Origin of the sequence: Clostridium taeniosporum (assembly GCF_001735765.2) — a bacterium.
GTDB classification, from domain to species: domain Bacteria; phylum Bacillota; class Clostridia; order Clostridiales; family Clostridiaceae; genus Clostridium; species Clostridium taeniosporum.
Map to the genome: position 1 here is coordinate 2,972,002 of NZ_CP017253.2, position 23,514 is coordinate 2,995,515.

The window sequence follows — 23,514 nt, forward strand, 5'->3', positions numbered from 1 at the left end:
GGGTGCAGATAAAGAACCAGTTGCCAATTAATTCCTTATTATGATTATAGTCTAATACAATAAATAATATACATTTTATCATAACATAACAAAAATACCTTGTAAATTATTTGTAAAAAAATTTTCTATTTAATAATTAAATTTAATTATTAAATAAATCACTAATAAAATAAATAAAAAAGCTCTCGAATAAACTCGAAAGCTTTTTTATTATAAATTTATTATTCTCCTACTACACTAACTTTTAATAGGTTAGTAGTTCCTGTTTTATCAACTGGAACTCCAGCAGCTAAAACTACTGTGTCACTATTTTTAACATAGTTATGTTCTTTTGCTATTTCAACTGATTTTGTCATCATTTCATCAGTTGAACACATTTTATCAGCAACAATTGCGTAAACTCCCCATGAGAATGCTAATTGTTTTGCTACTACTTCATCTGGAGTAACAGCTATGATTGTACTATCTGGTCTACATTTAGATATTCTCTTAGCAGTAGCTCCTGTTTGAGTTGAAGAAATTATAGCAGCTGCTTCTAATTCGTTAGCTGCATTACATGCTGCTCTTGAAATTACTTCTGACATAGAAGATTTATCTTGAGAGTAAGCAACTTTATGATTTAATTTCTTTTCAGTTTCTTCAGCAATCTTAGCCATAGTTCTAACAGCTTCTACTGGGTAAGCTCCGTTAGCACTTTCTCCTGATAACATTATAGCATCAGTACCATCTAAGATAGCATTAGCTACGTCTGAAACTTCTGCTCTTGTTGGTCTTGGGTTTCTGATCATAGAGTCTAACATTTGAGTTGCAGTAACAACTGGTTTTCCAACTGCATTACATTTTTGAATAATCATTTTTTGAACTGCTGGTACTTGTTCTATTGGAATTTCAACACCTAGATCTCCTCTAGCTACCATTATAGCATCTGAGATTTCTAAGATTGAATCTATGTTATCAACACCTTCTTGATTTTCTATCTTAGGGCAGATTAATATGTTTTTTCCACCATTTTCATCAAGAACTTTTCTTATAGCTAATACGTCAGCTGCTTTTCTTACGAATGAAGCTGCTATCATAGTAACTCCCATTTCACAACCGAATATTAAATCAGCTTTATCTTTTTCAGTAAGAGCTGGTAATTGAATAGAAACTCCTGGTACATTAACTCCCTTGTGAGTTCCAACTAATCCTGTATTTTGAACTTCACATTTAATTGCGTTTCCTTCTACTGATTTAACTGTTAATCCTACTAAACCATCATCTATTAAGATAGTGTTTCCTGGTTTAACATCATTAGCTAGTCCTTCATAAGTAACAGCACACTTAGTTGTATCTCCTATTACTGACATATCTCCTGCATATACAGTGAATTCTGAACCTTTAGCTAATTCAACTTTGTTTGGTTCGAATTTACCAGTTCTGATTTCTGGTCCTTTTGTATCAAGGATAATAGCTATTTCTTTGTTAAGTTTCTTAGATAATTCCTTAACTTTTTCTATTCTTCCTCTATGTTCTTCATGATCACCATGTGAAAAGTTATGTCTTGAAGCATTCATTCCTGCTAACATTACTTGTTCTAAGATTTCTCTGTCTTCACTTGCTGGTCCAATAGTACAAATCATTTTAGTCTTTCTCATGTACTTACACTCCTCTTTATTCTAATTAGTTTATAAAAATTTATATAAATAAAAATTTATTAGCGTGATAATATTTCGGCTACATTATATAGATCTATATCAAACTTACTTTCGATAGCTAATGCTTCATCTATATCTTGGTCTATAATTTGATTATCTTTAATTCCTATTACTTTTGATGTTCCACCTTCTAAAAGTACATCTACAGCTTTTGCTCCTAATCTTGAAGCTAAAACTCTATCTGAAGCTGATGGTGCTCCACCTCTTTGAATATGACCTAAGATTGTAGCTCTTGTTTCTACTCCTGTTACTTCTTCAACATATTTTGATAATTCTTCTGCTCCACCAATACCTTCTGCAAGAATAACTATATTATGAGTTTTTCCATGATTTTTTCCTTCTAATATAGTTCTGCAAAGAGCATCTCTATCAAATTCTCCCATTTCTGGAACTATTATAGCTTCTGCTCCGCTTGAAATACCTGCATGAAGAGCTAAATCTCCACAATCTCTTCCCATAACTTCAATTATTGAAACTCTTTCATGAGAAGTTGAAGTATCTCTTATTTTATTTATTGCATCAACAATAGTATTTAATGCTGTATCAAATCCTATTGTAAAGTCTGTATAAGCTAAGTCATTATCTATTGTTCCTGGTAATCCTATAGTTTTGATTCCTAGTTTTGATAGTAACTTGGCTCCCATAAAAGATCCATCTCCACCAACAACAACTAGTGCATCTACGCCATAAGCATTTAATATTTTAACTGCTCTTTTTCTTACCTCTTCTTCTTTGAACTCTGGGCATCTAGCAGTTCTTAGGATTGTTCCACCTCTTTGAATAATATCAGATACTGATGATCTACTCATTGCAAATAACTCACCATTAAGTAGCCCACTATAGCCTCTTTGAACTCCCATGACTTCAAGTCCTCTATCAATGGCTGTTCTTACCACTGCTCTTATAGCTGCGTTCATTCCTGGTGCATCTCCACCACTTGTTAAAATAGCTATTTTCTTCATAATATATTCCTCCTTAAACACTAACTAGGACACCCAAAGTCCTACTTGTGCATGATTTATGCAATCTTATTAACCAATAATAATTGTACATAAAAATGTAATATTTATCAATCATATTTAGATAACTTTTGATATTAATATATTTTTATGTAAAAAATCCATGGTTTATTTAGTTAATTTTTAGACAATATTCTATTAAATTCTTGATTTACCATTATAAATTATTATCTAAAATATTGACAACACATTAAATTATATGTTAATTTCATATTTTTTTAAATAGCATTCAACTTATATTATAACCAAGTAACATTAAAATCATATCATTATTATAATTTTTTTCTTATTTTTAAGAAAAAAGTAACTATAATTCTACCACTTTTACATTTTCATCCCCAACAAATTTTCTTAATAAATTTAATGCATCCTCATTAATATTTACCCATCTGTCTCTTGGCACTCTAAATTGTTGCCTTTGTTCTTGTGAAAAAATATAAATAGGTGTATCACCATTATATTCCTTTAATAATTCTTTTAAATTTAAACTTAATTCTTTTGCTTTAATAGTATTTTCTACCCTTAAATAAACCTTGGTAGAATTTATTTTTTCTAATGGTTCTATGCTCTCACATATTAATTTAGGTAATTCATCTGCTTTTAAACTTATTCTTCCTTTAATTATTACTAAGGCATCCTCATAACACAATTCTCTCACTCTATCTAACACTTTTGGAAATACTATAACTTCTATAGTTCCTGTTAAATCTTCCAATTGTATAAATGCCATAATAGTATTATTTCTTGTAACTTTTTTATTTACTTGAGTTAATATTCCACCTAAAATTACCCTATCATTATCTTTAATTCCAGATTCATTATTAATAACAACATCATCTGCCATAGGTATTTCTAAAGTATTATCTAACATTTCATTATGAGAAAATATTTTTCCTATTTCATTTGAAGTTTGAAATTTTAAACTCTGTACATAGTCATCTAATGGATGCCCAGATATATATAATCCTGTCATTTCCTTTTCCATTGCAAGTAATGTTTTTTTATCAAATTCTTTTATATTAGGATAATTAATTTGTGGTACATATATATCGTCAGCTGCAAATAGACTTATTTGACCATCTATATTTCTCTTTCTATCACTTGAAATGCTATCAACCATTTTTTCATATACAGCTAATAACTGTGACCTATATATTTTAAAACTATCAAATGTTCCAGCTTTTATTAAACTTTCAATGGTTCTCTTATTTATAGCTGATAAATCTATCTTATTAATAAAATCATATAATGAATCAAACTTATCTTTAACTTCTCTTGTTTTTACAACACTATTTATCAAGTTCATACCAACATTCTTTATTGCTGCTAAACCAAATCTAATAGTATCACCTTTAACAGTAAATTTAGCAAAACTTTCATTTATATCTGGTGGAAGTACCTGTATTCCCAATTCTTCTGCCTTAGAAATATAATATACCACCTTATCACTGCTTCCCATAAATGAGTTCAACATAGCAGCTATCATTTCAACTGGATAATATCTCATTAAATAAGCTGTTTGATATCCAACTACAGCATAAGCAGCTGCATGAGATTTATTAAAAGCATAAGATGCAAAGTCCATCATATTATCAAAAATTTTATTTGCTACTTCTTCACTAATTCCATTTCTAATACAACCTGGAACTACTACTTCATCATTTTCTATAATTCCATGCATAAAGTTTTTTCTTTCTTCTTCCATAACTTTGTGCTTTTTCTTAGACATGGCTCTTCTAACCATATCACTTCGTCCCATAGAATATCCTGCAAGCTTTCTAACTATCTCCATAACTTGTTCTTGATATACTATTACCCCATAAGTTACATCCAATATATCTTCTAATTCTGGTGTATCATATTTAACTTTATCTGGATTCCTTTTACACTCTATATATCTTGGTATTTCAGCCATAGGACCTGGTCTATATAATGAAATTCCTGCAATTATATCTTCTAATGAATCAGGTTTTAATTCTTTCATAAAAGATACCATTCCTGGTGATTCTAATTGGAATACTCCTGCAGTCTTACCTTCCCCTATCATTTTATAAACTTCTTTATCATCAAAATCTATTTTATCTAAATTTATTTCGATATTTTTATTATCCTTTATAAGTTTAAGAGCTTCACTCATTACAGTTAAAGTTCTTAAGCCTAAAAAGTCCATTTTCAATAATCCTAACTCTTCTAGTGTTGTCATTCCAAATTGAGTTACTATCATTTCATCATTTTTTTGTAGAGGAACATACTCAACTAATGGATTAGATGCTATAACTACTCCTGCTGCATGAGTTGATGAATGTCGTGGAAGACCTTCTAAATCCTTTGACATATCTATTAACGATCTTATTCTTTCATCCTTATCATATATCTCTTTTAGTTCAGGATTAAGATTTAATGCCTTTTCTATTGTGATTCCAAGCATTGTAGGTATCATCTTACATATTTTATCTACTTCACTATAACTATAGTTCATAGCTCTTCCTACGTCTCTAATACACGCTCTAGCAGCCATTGTTCCAAAAGTTATAATTTGTGATACATTATCTTCTCCATACTTTTCTACAACATAGTCTATTACTTCTTGTCTTCTTTCATAGCAAAAATCACTATCTATATCAGGCATAGATACTCTCTCAGGATTTAAAAATCTCTCAAATATCAAACTATACTTTATTGGATCTATCTTTGTTATTCCTAAAGTATATGCTACTATTGAACCCGCTGCACTCCCACGTCCAGGACCTGTTGGTATATCATTGTCATTTGCAAACTTAATAAAATCCCAAACAATTAAAAAGTAATCTACATACCCCATTTGTTTTATTATTTGAAGTTCATATTCAAGTCTATCTAAAAGTTCTTTAGCAGAATCATTTTCAAATTTCAACTCTTCTAACTTACTATAATTTAAATCTTTTCCTCTAAAATCTTTAAACTCATCATACCTATCTATTAACCCAGTATAACAAGTTTTTTTAAGATAGCTATAAGGCTCTTCCCCTTCTGGTAATGGGAATTTAGGTAATTTTGATTCATGAAATTTATATTCATAATTACACTGCTCAGCAATATTTGTAGTATTTTCTAATGCTTCTGGAATATAAGAGAACATTTCCCACATTTCTTCTGGAGACTTTAAATAAAACTGATCAGAAGGATATCTCCTTCTATTAACATCATCTACAGTTTTACCAGTTTGAATACACATCAATATATCATGGGATTTATATCCATCTTTTTTTATGTAATGAACATCATTAGTAGCAACCAATGGTATTCCTAATTCCTTAGATAATCTTATATTATCTTCATTTACTCTTCTCTGTTCATCCATTCCATGATTTTGAATTTCTAAATAAAAATTCTCCTTAAATATATCTTTATATAATAAGGCTGTCTCTTTAGCTTTTTCATAATTCTCCTTTAATTCATAAGATTGAACTTCTCCACCTAAACACGCACTAAGCGCTATTAGTCCTTCACTATGAGATCTTAAATAATCATGATCTACTCTAGGTTTATAATAAAATCCTTCTATAGATGCTATAGAGACTATCTTCATTAAATTTCTATATCCAACTTCATTTTTTACCAATAAAACCAAATGATATGTTGAATTATCTTTATCCGGTTGTTTTATTTTCATAGATTTTCCTGCAACATATACTTCACAACCTAATATTGGTTTAATTCCATATTCTACAGCTGCTTTATAAAAATCTACAAGTCCATATAAAACTCCATGATCAGTTATAGCAATACTGTCCATTCCAAGTTCTTTAGTTTTAGCCATAATCTCTTTTATTTTTCCTGATCCATCTAACAAGCTATATCCAGTATGAAGGTGAAGATGACAAAATTGTTTTTTATTATTATGAATTGTATCTATATTTTTATTGTCATTAGTTAACATAATAAAATATATACCCCCTTTCATAAAAGAGCAAATTGGCGTAGCTTTTCTAACTCATATTAAAAATCTAATGACTTACTACATTCCAAATAAGGTCCAATAACTTTTTTAACTTTTTCTACATGATATTCATTTACATCATAAGCTAAACAGTCTTCCTTAGAAGCAAATCTAGTTATAATTCCAACATCAAAGCTTCTTTCACTTCTTATAACATCAACACCAACTTCTAATTCCTTAAGTTCTTCAATCTTTCCATTCATACTTAATAAAGTTTCTTCAACAAACTTTACATTTTCCTTAGTTGGATCCTTTAATTTAAAGAGTACTATATGAGTAAACATAAATTCATCATCCTTTTTAGTATATATTTTTGTATTTAGTTTTCACTTCTTAATTCTTCTGCTATTTTTTCAATCTTTCTTAATCTATGATTTATACCTGATTTTCCAACTGGTGGATTAAGCATTTGACCTAATTCTTTTAATGACTCATCAGGATAATTTAACCTTAATTCTGCAACTTCTCTAAGATTTTGTGGTAATCTCTGTAATCCAATTTTTCTTTCGATTAATCTGATACTTTCAACTTGTCTAACTGCTGCATTAACTGTTTTAGATAAATTAGCTGTTTCACAATTAACAAGTCTATTTACATTATTTCTCATTTCCTTCATTATACGTATATTTTCAAGTTCTAATAAAGATGAATGAGCCCCTATTATATTAAGTAGATCTACAATCTGTTCTCCTTCTTTAATATAAATTATATGGCTACTTTTTCTCTGAATAACTTTAGAATTTAATCCAAAAGTATTTATAAGATCTCTTAGATCCACAGCATACTCTTCACTATGAGTAACAAATTCTAAATGATATGTTCTTTCTGGATTACTTATACTTCCACCACCAATAAAAGCTCCTCTTATATATGCTCTTTTGATTTCTTCAGTTTCAATCATATCCTTATTAATTCTGTAATTTAAGTTCATTATACCATCAATATCTTGCAATATACCTGTCTCATATAATAACTCTCTAACACCCATATCTTCTGAGATAACAACCATGTAAATATTGTTCTTTTTTAATGAATTACTTTTTTTAACCATAAGTTTTGAGTGTATATTAAAATGATCTTTTAATAAGGTAAATATTAATCTTGCACTTCCTGGATTTTCTGTGGTCATTTTGAAGCTTAAACCACTTCCACTAAAAGCTATGGTTCCACTCACTTTCATTATGGCAGATATCTCTGCTAATGCTTCTTCCTTAGACATATCCACATATCTACATATTTCGCCTTTAACTTTAGATGAAAATGACATCTTCTTTCCCCTTATCTATAATTTTTTTATAATTGATTTAGTCTTTTCTTGTCTTACTCTTTTTTTTATACGTTGAGATAAATACATATACTCTATTATCTTCTTCTTATCATATAATAATTTCTTTTCCATAATTGTATCAACTAAAACTTGAGCTAATTTATCTGCATCATGTTTTATAAATCCCTTATTTACTTTAACTAAATTATCACCAATTATCTTTATCCCTAAGTTATTTACAACTTCTTTATCTAATTTAACTAATTCGGCTCCCTCTAATTGGTATTTTTCTTCTAACTCATTTTCTACTTTACCAATATTAGCAATAACATAATTAACTATATCTTTCCCACCATATTTTTGTAATACTTCTAAGTGATCTGATACTTTAAACTTTGTAGTTTCACCAGGTTGCGTCATTATATTAGATATATAGAACTTTAAAGCTTCACTTTTCTTTACTTCCTTAGCTATATCTTTTACTAACAAATTAGGTATTATACTTGTATATAAACTTCCTGGTCCCATAACTATAGCATCAGCTTCTCTTATAGCTTCTATGGCTTCTTTTAATGGTTTAGCATCTTCAGGTATAATTCTAAAATCTTTAATTTTTGAATTTTGTTTAATAGCTTCTTCCGGTATTTGAGACTCACCTCTAACTACGTTTCCATTTTTTAGGGTTGCTTCAAGTTCCATATTATCTAATGTTACAGGTACAACTTTTCCTGTAACTGCTAATACAGAACTCATTTTTTGCACTGCTTCTTCAAAATTATCAGATATACCATCCATTGCTGCTAAAAACAAATTACCAAAACTTTGATTTTTTAATTTTCCCTCTTTAAATCTATATTGTAATAAATTTTCCATTATAGGTTCTGTATCAGCTAAAGCCAATATACAGTTTCTTATATCACCTGGTGGTAACATTCCTAAATCTTCCCTTAAATCACCTGAACCTCCACCATCATCAGCAACTGTTACTATTGCTGTTATATTTGATGTATAGTACTTCAAACCTCTAAGCATTGTAGAAAGTCCAGTTCCTCCACCTATTACTACTATCTTAGGGCCTTTTATTAGTAATCTTTTTTCTTCTATAAAACTTTCTATTTTCTTACTATCAAATGATACTTTTATATATCCCCTATTCACTAATGCTATTATCGATTTCATACTTTCAGTCACAGAAATATATAAAACAAAAATTCCTGTAATATTTAAAAATATATAAAATATCTTATAATACAAATCATATACTCTATGCGTAACCAATTCTGTAAATCCAAATGCAATTAATAATATTCCAAATATACCAAAGAAAAGCCACCTTTTAACTTTGATTCCTGGTTTAATTAATTCTTTTATCCTCATAGTTTCTTTTCTCCTCTATGAAGATCTTCACCAACATCTCTATGCTCTATTTTTACTTTATAATTTTCATCATTCAATCTCTCATAAATTTCATTAGCGATTGCTACTGAACGATGTCTTCCCCCAGTACATCCTATTGAAATTATAAGTTGTCTCTTTCCTTCTTTAATATAATTAGGAACCAAATATTTAAGCATATCTTGTAATTTATCTATAAAAGTAATGGTTTCTTCTTGCTTTAACACATAATCTTTTACTGACTTATCATTACCTGAATATTGCTTAAGTTCAGGTATATAGAATGGATTTGGTATAAATCTAACATCAAAAACCAAATCTGAATCTACAGGTATACCATATTTAAAGCCAAAACTTAAAACTGTTATTGATAATTGCTTCTCTGTTTCAATATTTTCACCATAATGTTCATTCATTTTTTCTCTTAAATCTCTTATGGCATATTTTGATGTATCAATTATTATATCAGCTCTATCTTTAATTTCTCTTAATTTACTTCTTTCTTGAATTATTCCATTTAAAACTCTGCCGTCTGGTGATAATGGATGACTTCTCCTTGATTCTTTGAATCTCTTTATAAGTACCTCATTTGAAGCTTCTAAAAATAAAATTTCATATTTAAATTCATTCTCTTTTAAGTAATTCAAAGTTTCAAATAAGTCGTCAAAAAAGACTCCTCCTCTTATATCAATTACTAATGCAACTTTATCAATCTTTCCATCAGTTTGAGAACATAACTCGGCAAATTTATTTATTAATTTAGGTGGTAAGTTATCTACACAAAAATATCCTAAGTCTTCTAAACTTCTAGTTGCTTGTGTTTTACCTGCACCTGATAATCCTGTAACTATAACAAATCTCATAAAAATCCCTCCTTATCAAAAAAGATAATATAAATTAATAACTTTCATCTTAAAATTATAACATATATTAAAGTATACATTACACTAAAAAAGTGGTATATATGTTTTTAATTAATAAATTTATTTTTTTAATCAACATTTTTTATCTTCAAAATTATCTTCATTTTAAACGTGCCTTTATATATTCAATAGATGAAGTTATATATATGAAAATTCTACTACAACATAGCTTAAAATTTATATAACTTCAAAAAAATAATAGTTCAAAAATACTAAAACTTTTGAACTATTATTTTTATTATATTTTATAATTAATCTTCGCCTATTATTCTAACTTCTGGATACAAATCTACACCAAATTGTTTTTTTACTTCTTTTTGAACATGTTCTATTAAATCTAGAATATCTTTAGCTGTTGCATTTCCTTTATTTATTATAAAACCAGAATGTTTATCAGACACAGCAGCTCCCCCTAAGGTAAATCCTTTTAATCCTGCATCCTGAATTAATTTACCTGCAAAATATCCTTCTGGTCTTTTAAATGTACTACCTGCAGATGGAAATTCTAAAGGTTGCTTATTTTCTCTCCTATGTGTTAATTCAGATACTCTTCCTTCAATTTTATCTTTTTCTCCATATTTAAGACTGAAGGTTGCACTTATTACTACATAGTTTTTTTTCATTATTATTGAAGTTCTATATCCTAACTCCAATTTATCTTTTGATAAAGTGATTACATTTCCTTTTTCATCCATTACTTCTGCTTCTTTAATTATAAATGAAATTTCTCCATCATATGCTCCTGCATTCATAAATACAGCACCACCTACACTGCCTGGAATTCCACATGCAAATTCAAATCCAGTTAATGATGCCTTTAAAGCTTCATCTGATACATCTTTTAATAATGCGCCACTTTCTGCTTTTATTATATTTCCATTTCTAACTATATTATTAAATTCTGATAGTTTTATAACAACTCCGCTTATTCCAGAATCTTTTACTAAAACATTAGATCCATTTCCAAGAATATAAAAAGGTATATTATTTTCTTTACATATTTTTATAGTTTCTATTATTTGCTCTTTAGTATTTGGAGTTAAAAGTATATTTACTGGTCCCCCAACTCTAAAATTTGTATATTCACTCATTTTTGCATTTTCATGCATTTGTACATCTTTGTATAAATTACTAAATAAAACTTTATAGTTTTTATTTCGATTCATGATAAAACTCCTCAAATACTTATATTGATTTTTTAAGTAAATATTATTATTTCCGTACTATTATAGCATAAATTAAGAATTATGTTCATGTTTTTTAAAATAAGATATTATACTATTTGCAGCCTTATTGTCTATTGATTCTGTAGATAATAATTCTTTAAATTTTGCATTTTTTATATTCTCAACACTACCAAACTTCATAAGTAATGCTCTTCTTCTTTTTGTGCCAACATTAGGTATGTCTTCTAAAATTGAATGAAGAGTTCTTTTATCTCTTAAACTTCTATGATATGTTATAGCAAATCTATGAACTTCATCTTGTATTCTTCTTATAAATTGCATAAGACTAGAATTTCTATTTATAATAATCTCTTTATTATTATAAATAATCCCTCTTGTTGAATGGTAATCATCTTTTACTAATCCACAAACAGGTATTTCTATACCTAATTTATTTAATATTTCTTTAGCCACATTTACTTGACCTTTTCCACCATCCATCATAATTAAATCAGGAAAGTTAGAGAATTTTCCATTTGAAAACTGGAGATTTCTCTCTTGTATCTCTTTTATTTCTCTTAATCCATGATTAAATCTTCTTTCTAAAATTTCTCTCATGCTATCATATTCATTTCCATTTTTAACCGATTTTATACTAAATCTCCTATAATCACTATTCTTTGCTTTTCCATTTTCAAAAACTATCATAGAGCCAACTGAGTCTACCCCTTGAATATTAGATATATCAAAAGATTCTATTCTATTTGGTATATCATCTAAATCTAATAGATCTTTTAATTCTTCTAAACAACGTTTGTTTAACTCTTTGTCCATTAATAGTTTTTCTTTAAATTGATCTAAAGTAAGCTTTGCATTATTTTTTACTAATTCCAACATTTCTTTTTTAGTACCTTTTTTAGGCACCTTTACATTAACTTTAGAACCTTTTTTTATCTTTAAAAATTCTTCTAAAGCTTCAGTATCTTGTTCTTGAGGAACATAAATATTTTTTGGTACCTTAGCTGTTCCTCCATAAAAAGAAATCATAAATTGAGATAAAATACTACTTTCTTCTTGATATGTACTATTTTCTAATATAAAATGTTCTCTGCCTGTAACTTTTCCTTCTCTAAGAAAGAACACTTGAACACAGCAGTCTTTTTCATCTTTATACAAGTTAATAAAATCTTCATCTCCAGCTTGAGATTTAAATATCTTTTGTTTTTCTACTATATTCTCTATAGCTATTATCTTATCTCGTAATGAAGCTGCCTTTTCAAATTCTAATTTTTTTGAGGCTTCTTCCATATCTTTTTGAAGTTTACTCATCAAATTTTTATTTTTTCCACTAAGAAGATCCATCACCTCATTTATCATATCTCTGTATTCCTTTTTAGAAATATATCCAGCACAAGGAGCATTACATTTCTTTATATGATAATTTAAACATGGCCTAGTTGGTGTTCCACCTTCTGTTATAGACTTTTTACATGTTCGTATTGTAAATATCTTTTTTATTAGATTCATAGTTTCATAAACAGATGCTATATTAGTATATGGTCCAAAATATTTATTTCCATCCTTAGCATATTTTCTGGTAATAAAAACCTTAGGAAATTCTTCATTTAAAGTTATCTTTATAAATGGATAAAATTTATCGTCTTTTAAAAGAATATTATACCTTGGACTATATTTTTTAATTAGATTACATTCAAGTATTAATGCTTCCATTTCTGAGTCAGTGATTATATATTCAAATTCTGTAATATTCTTTACCATAGCTTTTACTTTTTCAGAATGATTTTTAGAATTTTGAAAGTATTGTCTTACTCTATTTTTTAAAATTTTTGCTTTTCCAACATAAATAATTTCTCCAAGAGAATTTTTCATTAAATATACTCCTGGTTTATCTGGTAAAACTTTAAGTTGATTCTTTAAATCAAACATTTAAATCACCTCCACAATATATTCTCATGTATTCTAATAATATTTATACTATAATATAATATCGACATTATATTATAAATATTTAATTAACGCTATGTCTAAAATAGTTATAAACTATTTAAACATAGCGTTAATTTAATTATATTTTATTTTTAACTTAATAAAGTTAATAAATTGTTACATAAATTAATTTAAAACAATTTATTATTGAGATAATGAAGATTGTATAACTTTCCCCGCTACTTGTGCAGCTATTCCAGCACCAAATCCTCCATTTTCAACAATAACAGCAACTGCAACTTTGGGATTATTTTCTGGTGCAAATCCTATAAACCATGAATGTGGTTTAGCATCTCTACCATTTGGTAATTTATAGTCTGCTGTTCCTGTTTTACCACAAGCTTCTGTACCACTAAATACTCTCCAACTTCCATTAACTCTAGAATCAACTAGATTTTTCATATAATCAGTTATTATAGCTGCTTCATTTGCATCCATAACCTGTTTAATTTTTTTAGAGTTAACTGTTTTAACTGTATTTCCATCTTTATCAATAACTTTATTAACTAATTTAGGTTTCATCATAACACCATCATTAGCTATGGTACTAGTAACTAAAGCCATTTGCATAGGCGTTGTTAAAATGCTACTTTGACCTATACCAGATTGAGCTATACTACCTACTTCATAACTTTTAAGAGTTGGAAATTTACTCTTTTGTATTATAAAGCCATCTGCTTCTATTGAATTATTAAATCCAAACTTTTCTGCTGTAGTTTTTAATTTGTCATTTCCTAGCTCCATGGCTAATCCTCCAAAAACAACATTACTTGAAACTCTGAAAGCTTCTTTTAAATCTAAACTTCCATAAGCTGCTCCACCTGCATTACTTAATGAATGACTATCATTAAATACAAGTTTACCATCATCTTGGAACTGTCTATCAGTTATTCCTGCGATATTCTCTAAAGCACTTGTAAGAGTTACTGTTTTGAATGTTGAACCGGGTGGATACAATCCTCCTGTGGCTCTATTTATAAGTGGACTATCATCCGCACTGCCCTCATTAGCTGCTTCCATTGATGCTTTTAAATTGTTAGGATCATATGTTGGTTTAGATACCATAGCAAGAACTTCTCCTGTCTTAGGATCTAAAGCCACTACTGCTCCTTTATTATTTCCAAGAGCATCATATGCAACCTTTTGAATATCCGTATTCAATGTAGTTATAATACTATTACCTATCTTGTTTTCTTCTTCTTTTCTATTATTAAATGCATTCTTTAAATTTTCCATTGAAAAATCTTTAGTTAAATTTAAAAATGTATTACTTATAGAACTATATGTTGATAACTCTTTGTCATATGATGCTTCTAATCCTGTAGCTCTATATACTGGATCAACATATCCTAAAACATGAGTATATAAGTCACCATATACATATTCTCTTTTTTGAGTGAGAGCATTTTTTCTCTCACTTTTAGTTAACGGATTTTGATTTCTATCATATATCGTTCCCCTTAGGACCTCATTTCTTCTTGCATTTAATCTTTTATTTCCCTGTTGTTCTGCTATTGCTGGTGCATTAAACACTTGAAAATATGCTATATATGAAATAAGTGCTACAAAACAAAATAGAAAAACTATCATTACTTTTTTTACACTATCTGAAATATCTTTCATAATTAGTCCTCCTCTGATATTTTTTGCAGTATTGAAAGAGCAAAAAACATAGTTATAACTGAGGAACCACCATAACTGATAAGTGGTAAAGTTATGCCTGTTAAAGGTATTACTGCAAAAACTCCGCCTATAATAACTAATACCTGACAAGCTATCATTGCACTAAAACCAACTGCAGTTAATTGAGAAAATCTATCTTTTATAAAAACTGCATATCTCATTCCTCTATAGAACATTAAAAAATATATTATCATAATTCCAAGACCAATTATTATTCCAAGTTCTTCACAAATTACTGCAAAAATAAAATCTGATGTATTTATAGGAATAAACCCTGGATATCCTTGACCAAGTCCACTACCAAATAACCCACCTGATGATATAGCATACATTCCTTCAACTATTTGATAACCTAATCCACTTGGATCACTCCATGGATCTCTCCATATTTCAACTCTTTGTCTTACATGACCAAATAATTTATATGCTACAAATGCACCAATTAAAAATAATATAAGACTTATTACTACATATTTCTTTTTACCGGTTCCAACATAAAGCATAGTTACTGATATTCCAAAGAATATTAAAGCAGAGCCTAAATCCTTTTGAAGTACCATAGCTCCTAATGAAAACATTACCACCAAAGCTGGCTCCCAAAGTTGCTTAAAATCTCCTTTTATATTGTTTTTGTCTTCATATTTTTGAATAGCTGATGCAATATATAATACAAATACTATTTTCCCGAATTCTGATGGTTGGAAACTAGTTCCTGCAATCCTAACCCAGTTTCTAGCACCATTAATTTCTGTTCCATGTATTAATGCTAATGGCATTAATATTAATGTTAGAATTAAAAATACATTTTTATATTTTGCAAATTCCCGTATATCAGGTATTAAAATTACTATAAACATATATACTATTATTCCAATTATAACCCAAATTAATTGTTTTATAGCAACTGCAGAATTCAACCTATATAACATAGAAATACCTATAACCGATAATATGCATGAAAATATAAATAAAAACCTATCTCCATTAGGATAAAATTTGTTCATCAAAAGCTTAGCCACTGTTATTAACACACATATTATTGCCCCCATATATATTGCACCTTTATCTATTGGATCTTTTAAAATAGCTAAATTCACAAAAAGAGACATACATAATATATATGTCAATATCATTAACTGGGTATCACCTTTTCGTTTCACTTTATCACCTCATCCGTTGATTATCTAGCTAAGAACTTTAAATATAGAAGTACCTATTCTTATTTCATCTTTATTAGATAATTTTTGTTTCCCTTTTATTCTATTACCATTAACATAAGTTCCGTTAGTACTATTTAAATCTTCTACAAACAGTCCAGTATTTCTTATAAATACTCTCGCATGATTGCCTGAAACATGCTGATCTGAAAGAGAAATAGAATTTTCACTTTTTCTTCCAATCGTTAAATCATTTCTTATTGGAATTACCGAGCCCTCTTTTAAATCTATAGATTCGCCTAACTTTAATACCTCTAATCCAAAACTACCTCTAGAATGAGATGGTCTTCTTCTTCTTCCTCCACCTTTTATATCTTTATACATTATTTTTAAAGCATAATAAATTATAAAATATAAAACCACAATGAAAATTGTTGCAAATATTCCTGCGGATATTTTTGAAAAATCCATAATTTCACCTCAATACATATTTACTACATCATAATAATGATTATACAACAAAAATAGTAATTATGATATTATAAACATACCATTTTAAATTTATCATTAAATCCTTTATTCTGAAAAATTCCTATATTATTTATAATCATCATTATCTTAATATTATATTTTAAACTTATATTCATATTTTAAAATTTATCTTATACAAATGTCTATATTATGAATATCATTATAATAATATCTTAATGAAAAATTAATAAATCAAATTAAAATGTCTAAAATTTATTAATAACTTACTACAAAATATAAAAAAATATTTTGTGTAAGTTATTAATAAATATTATAAATCTCTACTTTTTTTAATTTATACTAATCTTATTTTATAAATTCTATAGTAATTTTTTTAAGTACTTGCCTGTATATGATTTATCACATTTACTTATTTGTTCAGGAGTTCCTGTCTTTATAACAGTTCCACCCTTATCTCCACCTTCCGGTCCTAAATCTATTAAATAATCTGCACATTTTATCATATCCAAATTATGTTCAATAACAACAACTGTATTACCTGCATTAACTAATCTTTGTAATATTTCTATAAGTCTATTAACATCGTCTATATGTAAACCTGTTGTTGGTTCATCTAATATATATAACGTCTTTCCCGTACTTCTTTTAGATAATTCAGATGCTAACTTTATTCTTTGAGCTTCTCCTCCTGATAATTGCGTAGATGGTTGCCCTAATCTAATATATCCTAATCCAACATCATTTAATGTCTTTAATTTATTCTTTATTCTTGGTATGTTTTCAAAGAACTCTAATGCTTCCTCTACTGTCATATTCAAAACATTATCTATGTTTTTACCCTTATATTTTACCTCTAATGTTTCTCTATTATATCTTTTTCCTTTACATACCTCGCAGGGTACATATACATCCGATAAAAACTGCATCTCAATTCTTATTATTCCATCACCAGAACAAGCTTCACATCTTCCCCCTTTAACATTAAAACTAAATCTACCTTGTTTATATCCTCTCATCTTAGCTTCATTAGTTTGAGAAAATAATTCTCTAATTACATCAAATGTTCCTGTATATGTTGCTGGATTTGATCTTGGAGTTCTTCCTATTGGACTTTGATCTATATCTATTATTTTATCTATATTTTCATATCCAATTATTTCTTTATGATTTCCTACTGGATTTTTGCTCTTATTTATTAGTCTATTTAATCCTTTATATAATATTTCATTAACAAATGTACTTTTACCAGATCCAGAAACACCTGTTACTACAGTAAATGTTTCTAATGGAATAGATACATTTATATTTTTTAAATTATTTTCTTTGGCACCAATTACTTTTATTTCTTTTCCATTACCTTTTCTTCTTTCTTTAGGAACCTTAATATACTTTTCTCCTGTTAAATATTGACCTGTTATAGATTCTTTACATTCTTTTATTTCATCTACAGTTCCTACTGCTACAACTTCACCACCATGTTCTCCTGCTCTCGGTCCAATATCAACAATGCAATCAGCTTCCTTTATAGTGTCTTCATCATGCTCAACTACTATAACTGTATTTCCTACATCTCTTAGATTTTTCAAAGTATTTATAAGTCTATCATTATCTCTTTGATGTAATCCAATACTAGGTTCATCAAGTATATATAATACTCCCATAAGTGATGATCCTATTTGAGTTGCTAATCTAATTCTTTGAGATTCTCCACCTGATAATGTACCTGATTTTCTTGATAAATTTAAATAATCTAATCCTACATTAAGTAAAAATTGAAGTCTATTTCTGATCTCTTTTACAATTTGTTCACTTATTATTTTATTTTTAGGTGAAAACTCTAAACTATTTAAAAATTCTAATTCCTCGTTTATTGGCATTTTAGTAAATTCATATATATTTTTTTCTCCTACCTTAACAAATAAAGCTTCTTTTTTTAGTCTAGCACCTTTACATTTAGGACAATAATTATCACTCATATATTGTTCTACTTCATTTTTTATGTAATCTGAATTAGTTTCTCTATATCTTCTCTTTAAAGAATTTATTTCTCCTTCATATGAATAATTATAAGTAGCTTTTACCCCTTCTTTTACATAATCAACCTTTATTCTTTTTCCATTAGTACCATACAATAATAAATTTACTTCTTCTTTGCTTAAATCTTTTATAGGTACATCAAGTCGTAATCCAAATTCTCTTTCTAATGCTTTTAATATAGCAAATGTCCAAGATTCTTCTTTTAATCTTCCTGCTCCCCAACTTGCTATAGCACCTCCCATGATGCTTAACTCTTTATTAGGTATAACTAAATTTTCATCAAATTCAAATAATGTTCCTAATCCATCACAACAATCACATTTTCCAAAAGGCGAATTAAATGAAAATAATCTAGGCGCCAATTCACCTATACTAATACTACAATCTGGACATGCAAAATTTTCACTAAATAATATGTCTTCGTCTCCTACTATATTAGCTATTACTAGACCATCTGCAAGTTTAAGTGCCATTTCTACTGAATCAGTAAGTCTTTTTTCAATATCTTCTTTTATCACTATTCTATCTATAATAGCCTCAATGTTATGTTTTTTATTTTTATCTAATTTAACTTCTTCTTCAGTTAAATCATACATTTCTCCATCAATTCTAGCTCTTATAAATCCATTTTTCTTAATATTTTCTAATATTTTTTCATGAGTTCCCTTTCTACCTCTAACTATTGGAGCTAAAATTTGAACTTTTGTTTTATCCCCATATGAAATTATTTTATCCACTATTTGATCCACAGATTGTTTAGCAATTTCTTTTCCACACTTAGGACAATGTGGAATACCTACTCTTGCATATAACAATCTTAAATAATCGTATATTTCTGTTACAGTACCTACAGTAGACCTTGGATTTTTACTTGTTGTCTTTTGATCTATTGATATAGCTGGTGACAACCCTTCTATATATTCCACATCTGGCTTATCCATCTGTCCTAAAAATTGTCTTGCATAAGAAGACAGTGACTCTACATATCTTCTTTGACCTTCTGCATATAATGTATCAAATGCTAAAGATGATTTTCCTGATCCTGATAATCCTGTAAACACGATTAATTTATCTCTTGGTATCTCTAAACTTACATTTTTTAAATTATTGACTTTTGCCCCTTTAATTATTATCTTATCATTCATCTTATCACTCTTTTCCATTTAATTCTTCTATCTTATCTCTTAATTGTGCCGCTCTTTCAAATTGAAGATTTTTAGCTGCAAGCATCATTTCATCTGTATATTCTTTTATAAGCTTATCTTTTTCCTTCTTTGTTAAAGGTTTTGTTTCCTTAACATCATATTCTGTAGCTTCTTCTGAAACCTTTGTAGCCTCTATTACTTCTCTAACCTCTTTATTAATTGTTTGTGGAATTATTCCATGTTTTTTATTATATTCAGTTTGTATTTTTCTTCTTCTTTCAGTTTCACTAATTGCTTTTTTCATTGATTTAGTAATATTATCTGCATACATTATTACTTTACTTTTTGAATTTCTTGCAGCTCTTCCTATTGTCTGAATTAATGATGTTTCTGATCTTAAGAATCCTTCTTTATCTGCATCTAATATAGCAACTAAAGCCACCTCTGGTATATCCAATCCTTCTCTTAAAAGATTTATTCCAACTAAAACATCATATTCACCTAATCTTAAATCTCTAATAATCTTCATTCTTTCAATGGTATCAATATCAGAATGCATATATGTTGCTTTTATTCCAAGGTCTATCATATATTTAGTTAAATCCTCGGCCATTCTTTTGGTTAAAGTCGTAATTAATATTCTATATCCTTTTGATATTGTTTCCTTAATTTCTGCATATAAATCATCAATTTGACCTTTTACTGGTTTAACAATAATTTCTGGATCTAATAATCCTGTTGGTCTTATAACCTGTTCTGATATAACATCTGAATTATCTAACTCATATTGAGCTGGAGTTGCACTAACAAATACTACTTGATTTATTTTTTTCTCAAATTCTTGAAATTTTAATGGTCTATTATCATAAGCACATGGTAATCTAAATCCATAATCCACCAATGTATTCTTCCTTGATCTATCCCCTGCATACATAGCTTTTACTTGTGGCAATGTAACATGACTTTCATCAATAAATAATAGAAAATCTTCTGGAAAATAATCTATTAATGTTTTAGGTGGAGTTCCAGACGCCCTTCCATCAAGTATCCTTGAATAATTTTCTATTCCACTACAATAACCCATTTCTCTTATCATCTCTATATCAAAATTAGTCCTTTGTCTTAATCTTTGTGCTTCTAATAACTTTTCTTGAGAATTAAGTTCTCTTAATCTATCTTCTAACTCACTCTCTATCTCTGATAACGATCTTTCTAAAGTTTCCTTTGAAGTTGCAAAGTGAGATGCTGGGAAAATTGAAACATGATTTCTCTCTCCTATTATTTTTCCTGTTAATACATCGAATTCTCTAATCCTATCAATTTCATCACCAAAAAATTCTATTCTTATTCCTTTGCTTGATGTTGATGATGGAATTATATCTAACAAATCTCCTCTTACTCTAAATGTACCTCTTGAAAAATCTATATCATTTCTTTCATATTGAATTTCTATAAGCTTTTTTATTATTTCATCTCTCTCTTTTTCCATTCCTTTTCTTAAACTTATAGTTAACTTCTTATATTCATCTGGATTACCAAGACCATATATACATGAAACTGATGCAACTATAATTACATCTCTTCTCTCAAATAATGCAGAAGTAGCTGAATGCCTAAGTTTATCTATTTCATCATTTATAGATGCATCTTTTTCAATAAAAGTATCAGTTTGTGGTACATATGCTTCTGGTTGATAATAATCATAATAAGATACAAAGTACTCAACTATATTATCTGGAAAGAAGTCTTTAAATTCAGAACATAATTGTGCTGCAAGAGTCTTATTATGAGCTAAAATAAGAGTTGGCCTTTGCAATTTTTCTATTATATTAGCCATAGTAAATGTTTTACCTGACCCTGTTACACCAAGTAATGTTTGACATCTATTATTATCTTTAATTGACTTTACTATACTGTCAATAGCCTGTGGTTGATCTCCTGTAGGTTTAAATTTTGAATGTATTTTAAATTCTCCCATAATATAACACCTCATTTTGCGAACAAACATTCGTATTTACTTATTTCTATTTTACTTTTCATTATAATCTAAGTCAACATAAACTCATTTAATAATTTATCTATAAATACACTAAGATTTCTTTATTATAAATTTAAATTGCTAATTTCCTATTAGTTTTTTCAACTTATAAACATTTTATAAATCAATCTAAAATAAAGTTTATATGTTATTTTTTTACACAATAAAAAAGCCAATAATTCTTATTTAATTATTGACTTTAAATTTATATTATATTTAATGTTTTTCTTTTATATTATTTAATATATCAGAAAACTTATTTTCCTCTACACATATTTTATCTTTTTCTTTTATAGCTCTTGGAACTAAAATCATACCAAGTCTTTTTCCTTTTGTAGTTTTAACAGGTATATCTTTTATATTACCCTTTGAATCTTTAATTGTAAAAGTCGCATTATATAAATTTTCTTTTAAAATAATTAATACATCCGATTCACAATTTACATTATTATTATTTACTGAAATTAATTTATTTCCTGATTTTATACCTAAATTGTAAGCTATTCCATTAGGTACAACTTCTAACACAACTAGTCCTTCTTCATCACTCATAAATTTAGGTTCATATTTATTTTCATTATTTCTTTGAACTTTAATCATCATTTCATGAGCAAAAGGTGCAAAAACTATAACTAACACCTTAAATAACAAACCAAATCTAGCAATTTGAGCTACTATTGCTAAACATATCCCATAAATTAATATAGAGATTCCTGAATGTAATACTTTTTCTTTTTTCCCTTTTGTAAATGTAATTGATGAATAACCTACAACAGCATAAAGTGGCATTACAGAAATTGTAGCTAAAGTTAATAATTTATCACTTAACTCTCCAGATATGAATGGCCATCCATTAGGAGTTTGTATAGTAGTTGTTATGTAATTGCTTGTATCCTTATTTGATAAAGCTAACATTAATATTGCTATAGATAAAACCCAATATCTATTAAAAGAAAATCCACCTATTATTCTTCCATTTTTATTACTAAAAATAGGTATTGATCCTCTATCTCCATCTATCATAACCAAAAAACCTTCAACAATATGTAGTACACCTATAAATGTCATAAGATATATTATATCAATATTGAAAATATTAGTATTTTTCAATAAAGGAATAAAATTAGACAATAATTTTACTATTATGCTAATAGCCCCTAATAATGCTCCTGAATAAGAAAAACAAATAAATCTAGGTTTTATAAACATTAAAACTATAGAAATCATAAATAAATATATTATTCCTGAATTTTCCCAAAATCTTATTCCTAAAACACTCAATATTAAACTACCTATAGAACCTGCTAATATTCCTAGTACAATTTGCGATAATGTAAGTTCTAGAGGAGTATTTATATTATCCCCTAGGATTAATTTTTGCATAATAACTAAATTTTTATTTTTTAAATATAATATTATTCCTAAAAAAACCAGTACAATCATTAAGGCTGGATTTACTATTGCACCAGCCACACCTCTTAAAGTATAAAATATTAATTCCATATTAAT

Annotated in this window: 15 protein-coding genes; all 15 read right to left on the reverse strand. The window is 27.9% G+C overall.

What is annotated here, in order from left to right; genetic code table 11:
* Positions 1-221: 221 nt before the first annotated feature.
* Positions 222-1,637 carry a pyruvate kinase gene (gene pyk / locus BGI42_RS13410; protein ID WP_069680781.1) on the reverse strand — a complete coding sequence of 472 codons (1,416 nt, stop codon included), beginning with the start codon at positions 1,635-1,637 and terminating at the stop codon, positions 222-224.
* Between the two features lie 59 nt (positions 1,638-1,696).
* Positions 1,697-2,659 (reverse strand): 6-phosphofructokinase, encoded by a 963-nt coding sequence (pfkA, locus tag BGI42_RS13415; protein WP_069680782.1) that lies wholly within the window; start codon positions 2,657-2,659, stop codon positions 1,697-1,699.
* A gap of 364 nt (positions 2,660-3,023) precedes the next feature.
* Positions 3,024-6,635, reverse strand: a complete 3,612-nt coding sequence (locus BGI42_RS13420; RefSeq protein WP_069680783.1) for a DNA polymerase III subunit alpha — start codon at positions 6,633-6,635, stop codon at positions 3,024-3,026.
* A gap of 59 nt (positions 6,636-6,694) precedes the next feature.
* Positions 6,695-6,979, reverse strand: a complete 285-nt coding sequence (locus BGI42_RS13425; protein WP_069680784.1) for a Dabb family protein — start codon at positions 6,977-6,979, stop codon at positions 6,695-6,697.
* 35 nt (positions 6,980-7,014) lie between these two features.
* Entirely contained in the window at positions 7,015-7,962 is a 948-nt protein-coding gene (gene whiA, locus BGI42_RS13430; RefSeq protein WP_069680785.1) for a DNA-binding protein WhiA, read from the reverse strand.
* Positions 7,963-7,977: 15 nt separating this feature from the next.
* On the reverse strand, positions 7,978-9,339 hold the full coding sequence (locus BGI42_RS13435; protein ID WP_069680786.1) for a gluconeogenesis factor YvcK family protein: 1,362 nt from the start codon (positions 9,337-9,339) through the stop codon (positions 7,978-7,980).
* Entirely contained in the window at positions 9,336-10,220 is an 885-nt protein-coding gene (rapZ, locus tag BGI42_RS13440; protein ID WP_069680787.1) for an RNase adapter RapZ, read from the reverse strand. The genes BGI42_RS13435 and rapZ overlap by 4 nt, the downstream gene beginning before the upstream one ends.
* A 311-nt stretch (positions 10,221-10,531) precedes the next feature.
* A complete protein-coding gene (gene murB / locus BGI42_RS13445; protein WP_069680788.1) occupies positions 10,532-11,446 on the reverse strand; it encodes a UDP-N-acetylmuramate dehydrogenase in 915 nt (304 codons plus the stop codon).
* A gap of 72 nt (positions 11,447-11,518) precedes the next feature.
* Complete coding sequence (gene uvrC / locus BGI42_RS13450; protein ID WP_069680789.1) at positions 11,519-13,393, reverse strand: excinuclease ABC subunit UvrC; 1,875 nt, start codon at positions 13,391-13,393, stop codon at positions 11,519-11,521.
* 204 nt (positions 13,394-13,597) lie between these two features.
* On the reverse strand, positions 13,598-15,076 hold the full coding sequence (locus BGI42_RS13455) for a peptidoglycan D,D-transpeptidase FtsI family protein (RefSeq protein WP_069680790.1): 1,479 nt from the start codon (positions 15,074-15,076) through the stop codon (positions 13,598-13,600).
* Positions 15,077-15,078: 2 nt separating this feature from the next.
* On the reverse strand, positions 15,079-16,269 hold the full coding sequence (locus BGI42_RS13460) for an FtsW/RodA/SpoVE family cell cycle protein (RefSeq protein WP_069680791.1): 1,191 nt from the start codon (positions 16,267-16,269) through the stop codon (positions 15,079-15,081).
* A 51-nt stretch (positions 16,270-16,320) separates the two neighbouring features.
* On the reverse strand, positions 16,321-16,764 hold the full coding sequence (locus BGI42_RS13465; RefSeq protein ID WP_069680792.1) for an FHA domain-containing protein: 444 nt from the start codon (positions 16,762-16,764) through the stop codon (positions 16,321-16,323).
* 380 nt (positions 16,765-17,144) lie between these two features.
* Positions 17,145-19,967, reverse strand: coding sequence for an excinuclease ABC subunit UvrA (uvrA, locus tag BGI42_RS13470; protein WP_069681093.1), 2,823 nt, complete (start codon positions 19,965-19,967; stop codon positions 17,145-17,147).
* A 4-nt stretch (positions 19,968-19,971) separates the two neighbouring features.
* Positions 19,972-21,945 (reverse strand): excinuclease ABC subunit UvrB, encoded by a 1,974-nt coding sequence (gene uvrB / locus BGI42_RS13475; RefSeq protein WP_069680793.1) that lies wholly within the window; start codon positions 21,943-21,945, stop codon positions 19,972-19,974.
* 276 nt (positions 21,946-22,221) lie between these two features.
* The gene (locus tag BGI42_RS13480) at positions 22,222-23,508 is read right to left on the reverse strand and encodes a PDZ domain-containing protein (RefSeq protein WP_069680794.1); all 1,287 of its coding nucleotides are present in this window, start codon (positions 23,506-23,508) and stop codon (positions 22,222-22,224) included.
* Between the last annotated feature and the right edge of the window lie 6 nt (positions 23,509-23,514).

Excerpts from the sequence above, each read along its gene's own strand:
- uvrA (WP_069681093.1), bottom strand. The coding sequence starts at position 19,967 with ATGAATGATAAGATAATAATTAAAGGGGCAAAAGTCAATAATTTAAAA.
- BGI42_RS13455 (WP_069680790.1), bottom strand. The coding sequence starts at position 15,076 with ATGAAAGATATTTCAGATAGTGTAAAAAAAGTAATGATAGTTTTTCTA.
- BGI42_RS13480 (WP_069680794.1), bottom strand. The coding sequence starts at position 23,508 with ATGGAATTAATATTTTATACTTTAAGAGGTGTGGCTGGTGCAATAGTA.
- pyk (WP_069680781.1), bottom strand. The coding sequence starts at position 1,637 with ATGAGAAAGACTAAAATGATTTGTACTATTGGACCAGCAAGTGAAGAC.
- BGI42_RS13425 (WP_069680784.1), bottom strand. The coding sequence starts at position 6,979 with ATGTTTACTCATATAGTACTCTTTAAATTAAAGGATCCAACTAAGGAA.
- BGI42_RS13435 (WP_069680786.1), bottom strand. The coding sequence starts at position 9,339 with ATGAGGATAAAAGAATTAATTAAACCAGGAATCAAAGTTAAAAGGTGG.
- whiA (WP_069680785.1), bottom strand. The coding sequence starts at position 7,962 with ATGTCATTTTCATCTAAAGTTAAAGGCGAAATATGTAGATATGTGGAT.
- murB (WP_069680788.1), bottom strand. The coding sequence starts at position 11,446 with ATGAATCGAAATAAAAACTATAAAGTTTTATTTAGTAATTTATACAAA.
- BGI42_RS13460 (WP_069680791.1), bottom strand. The coding sequence starts at position 16,269 with ATGATATTGACATATATATTATGTATGTCTCTTTTTGTGAATTTAGCT.
- BGI42_RS13465 (WP_069680792.1), bottom strand. The coding sequence starts at position 16,764 with ATGGATTTTTCAAAAATATCCGCAGGAATATTTGCAACAATTTTCATT.
- BGI42_RS13420 (WP_069680783.1), bottom strand. The coding sequence starts at position 6,635 with ATGTTAACTAATGACAATAAAAATATAGATACAATTCATAATAATAAA.
- uvrB (WP_069680793.1), bottom strand. The coding sequence starts at position 21,945 with ATGGGAGAATTTAAAATACATTCAAAATTTAAACCTACAGGAGATCAA.
- uvrC (WP_069680789.1), bottom strand. The coding sequence starts at position 13,393 with ATGTTTGATTTAAAGAATCAACTTAAAGTTTTACCAGATAAACCAGGA.
- pfkA (WP_069680782.1), bottom strand. The coding sequence starts at position 2,659 with ATGAAGAAAATAGCTATTTTAACAAGTGGTGGAGATGCACCAGGAATG.
- rapZ (WP_069680787.1), bottom strand. The coding sequence starts at position 10,220 with ATGAGATTTGTTATAGTTACAGGATTATCAGGTGCAGGTAAAACACAA.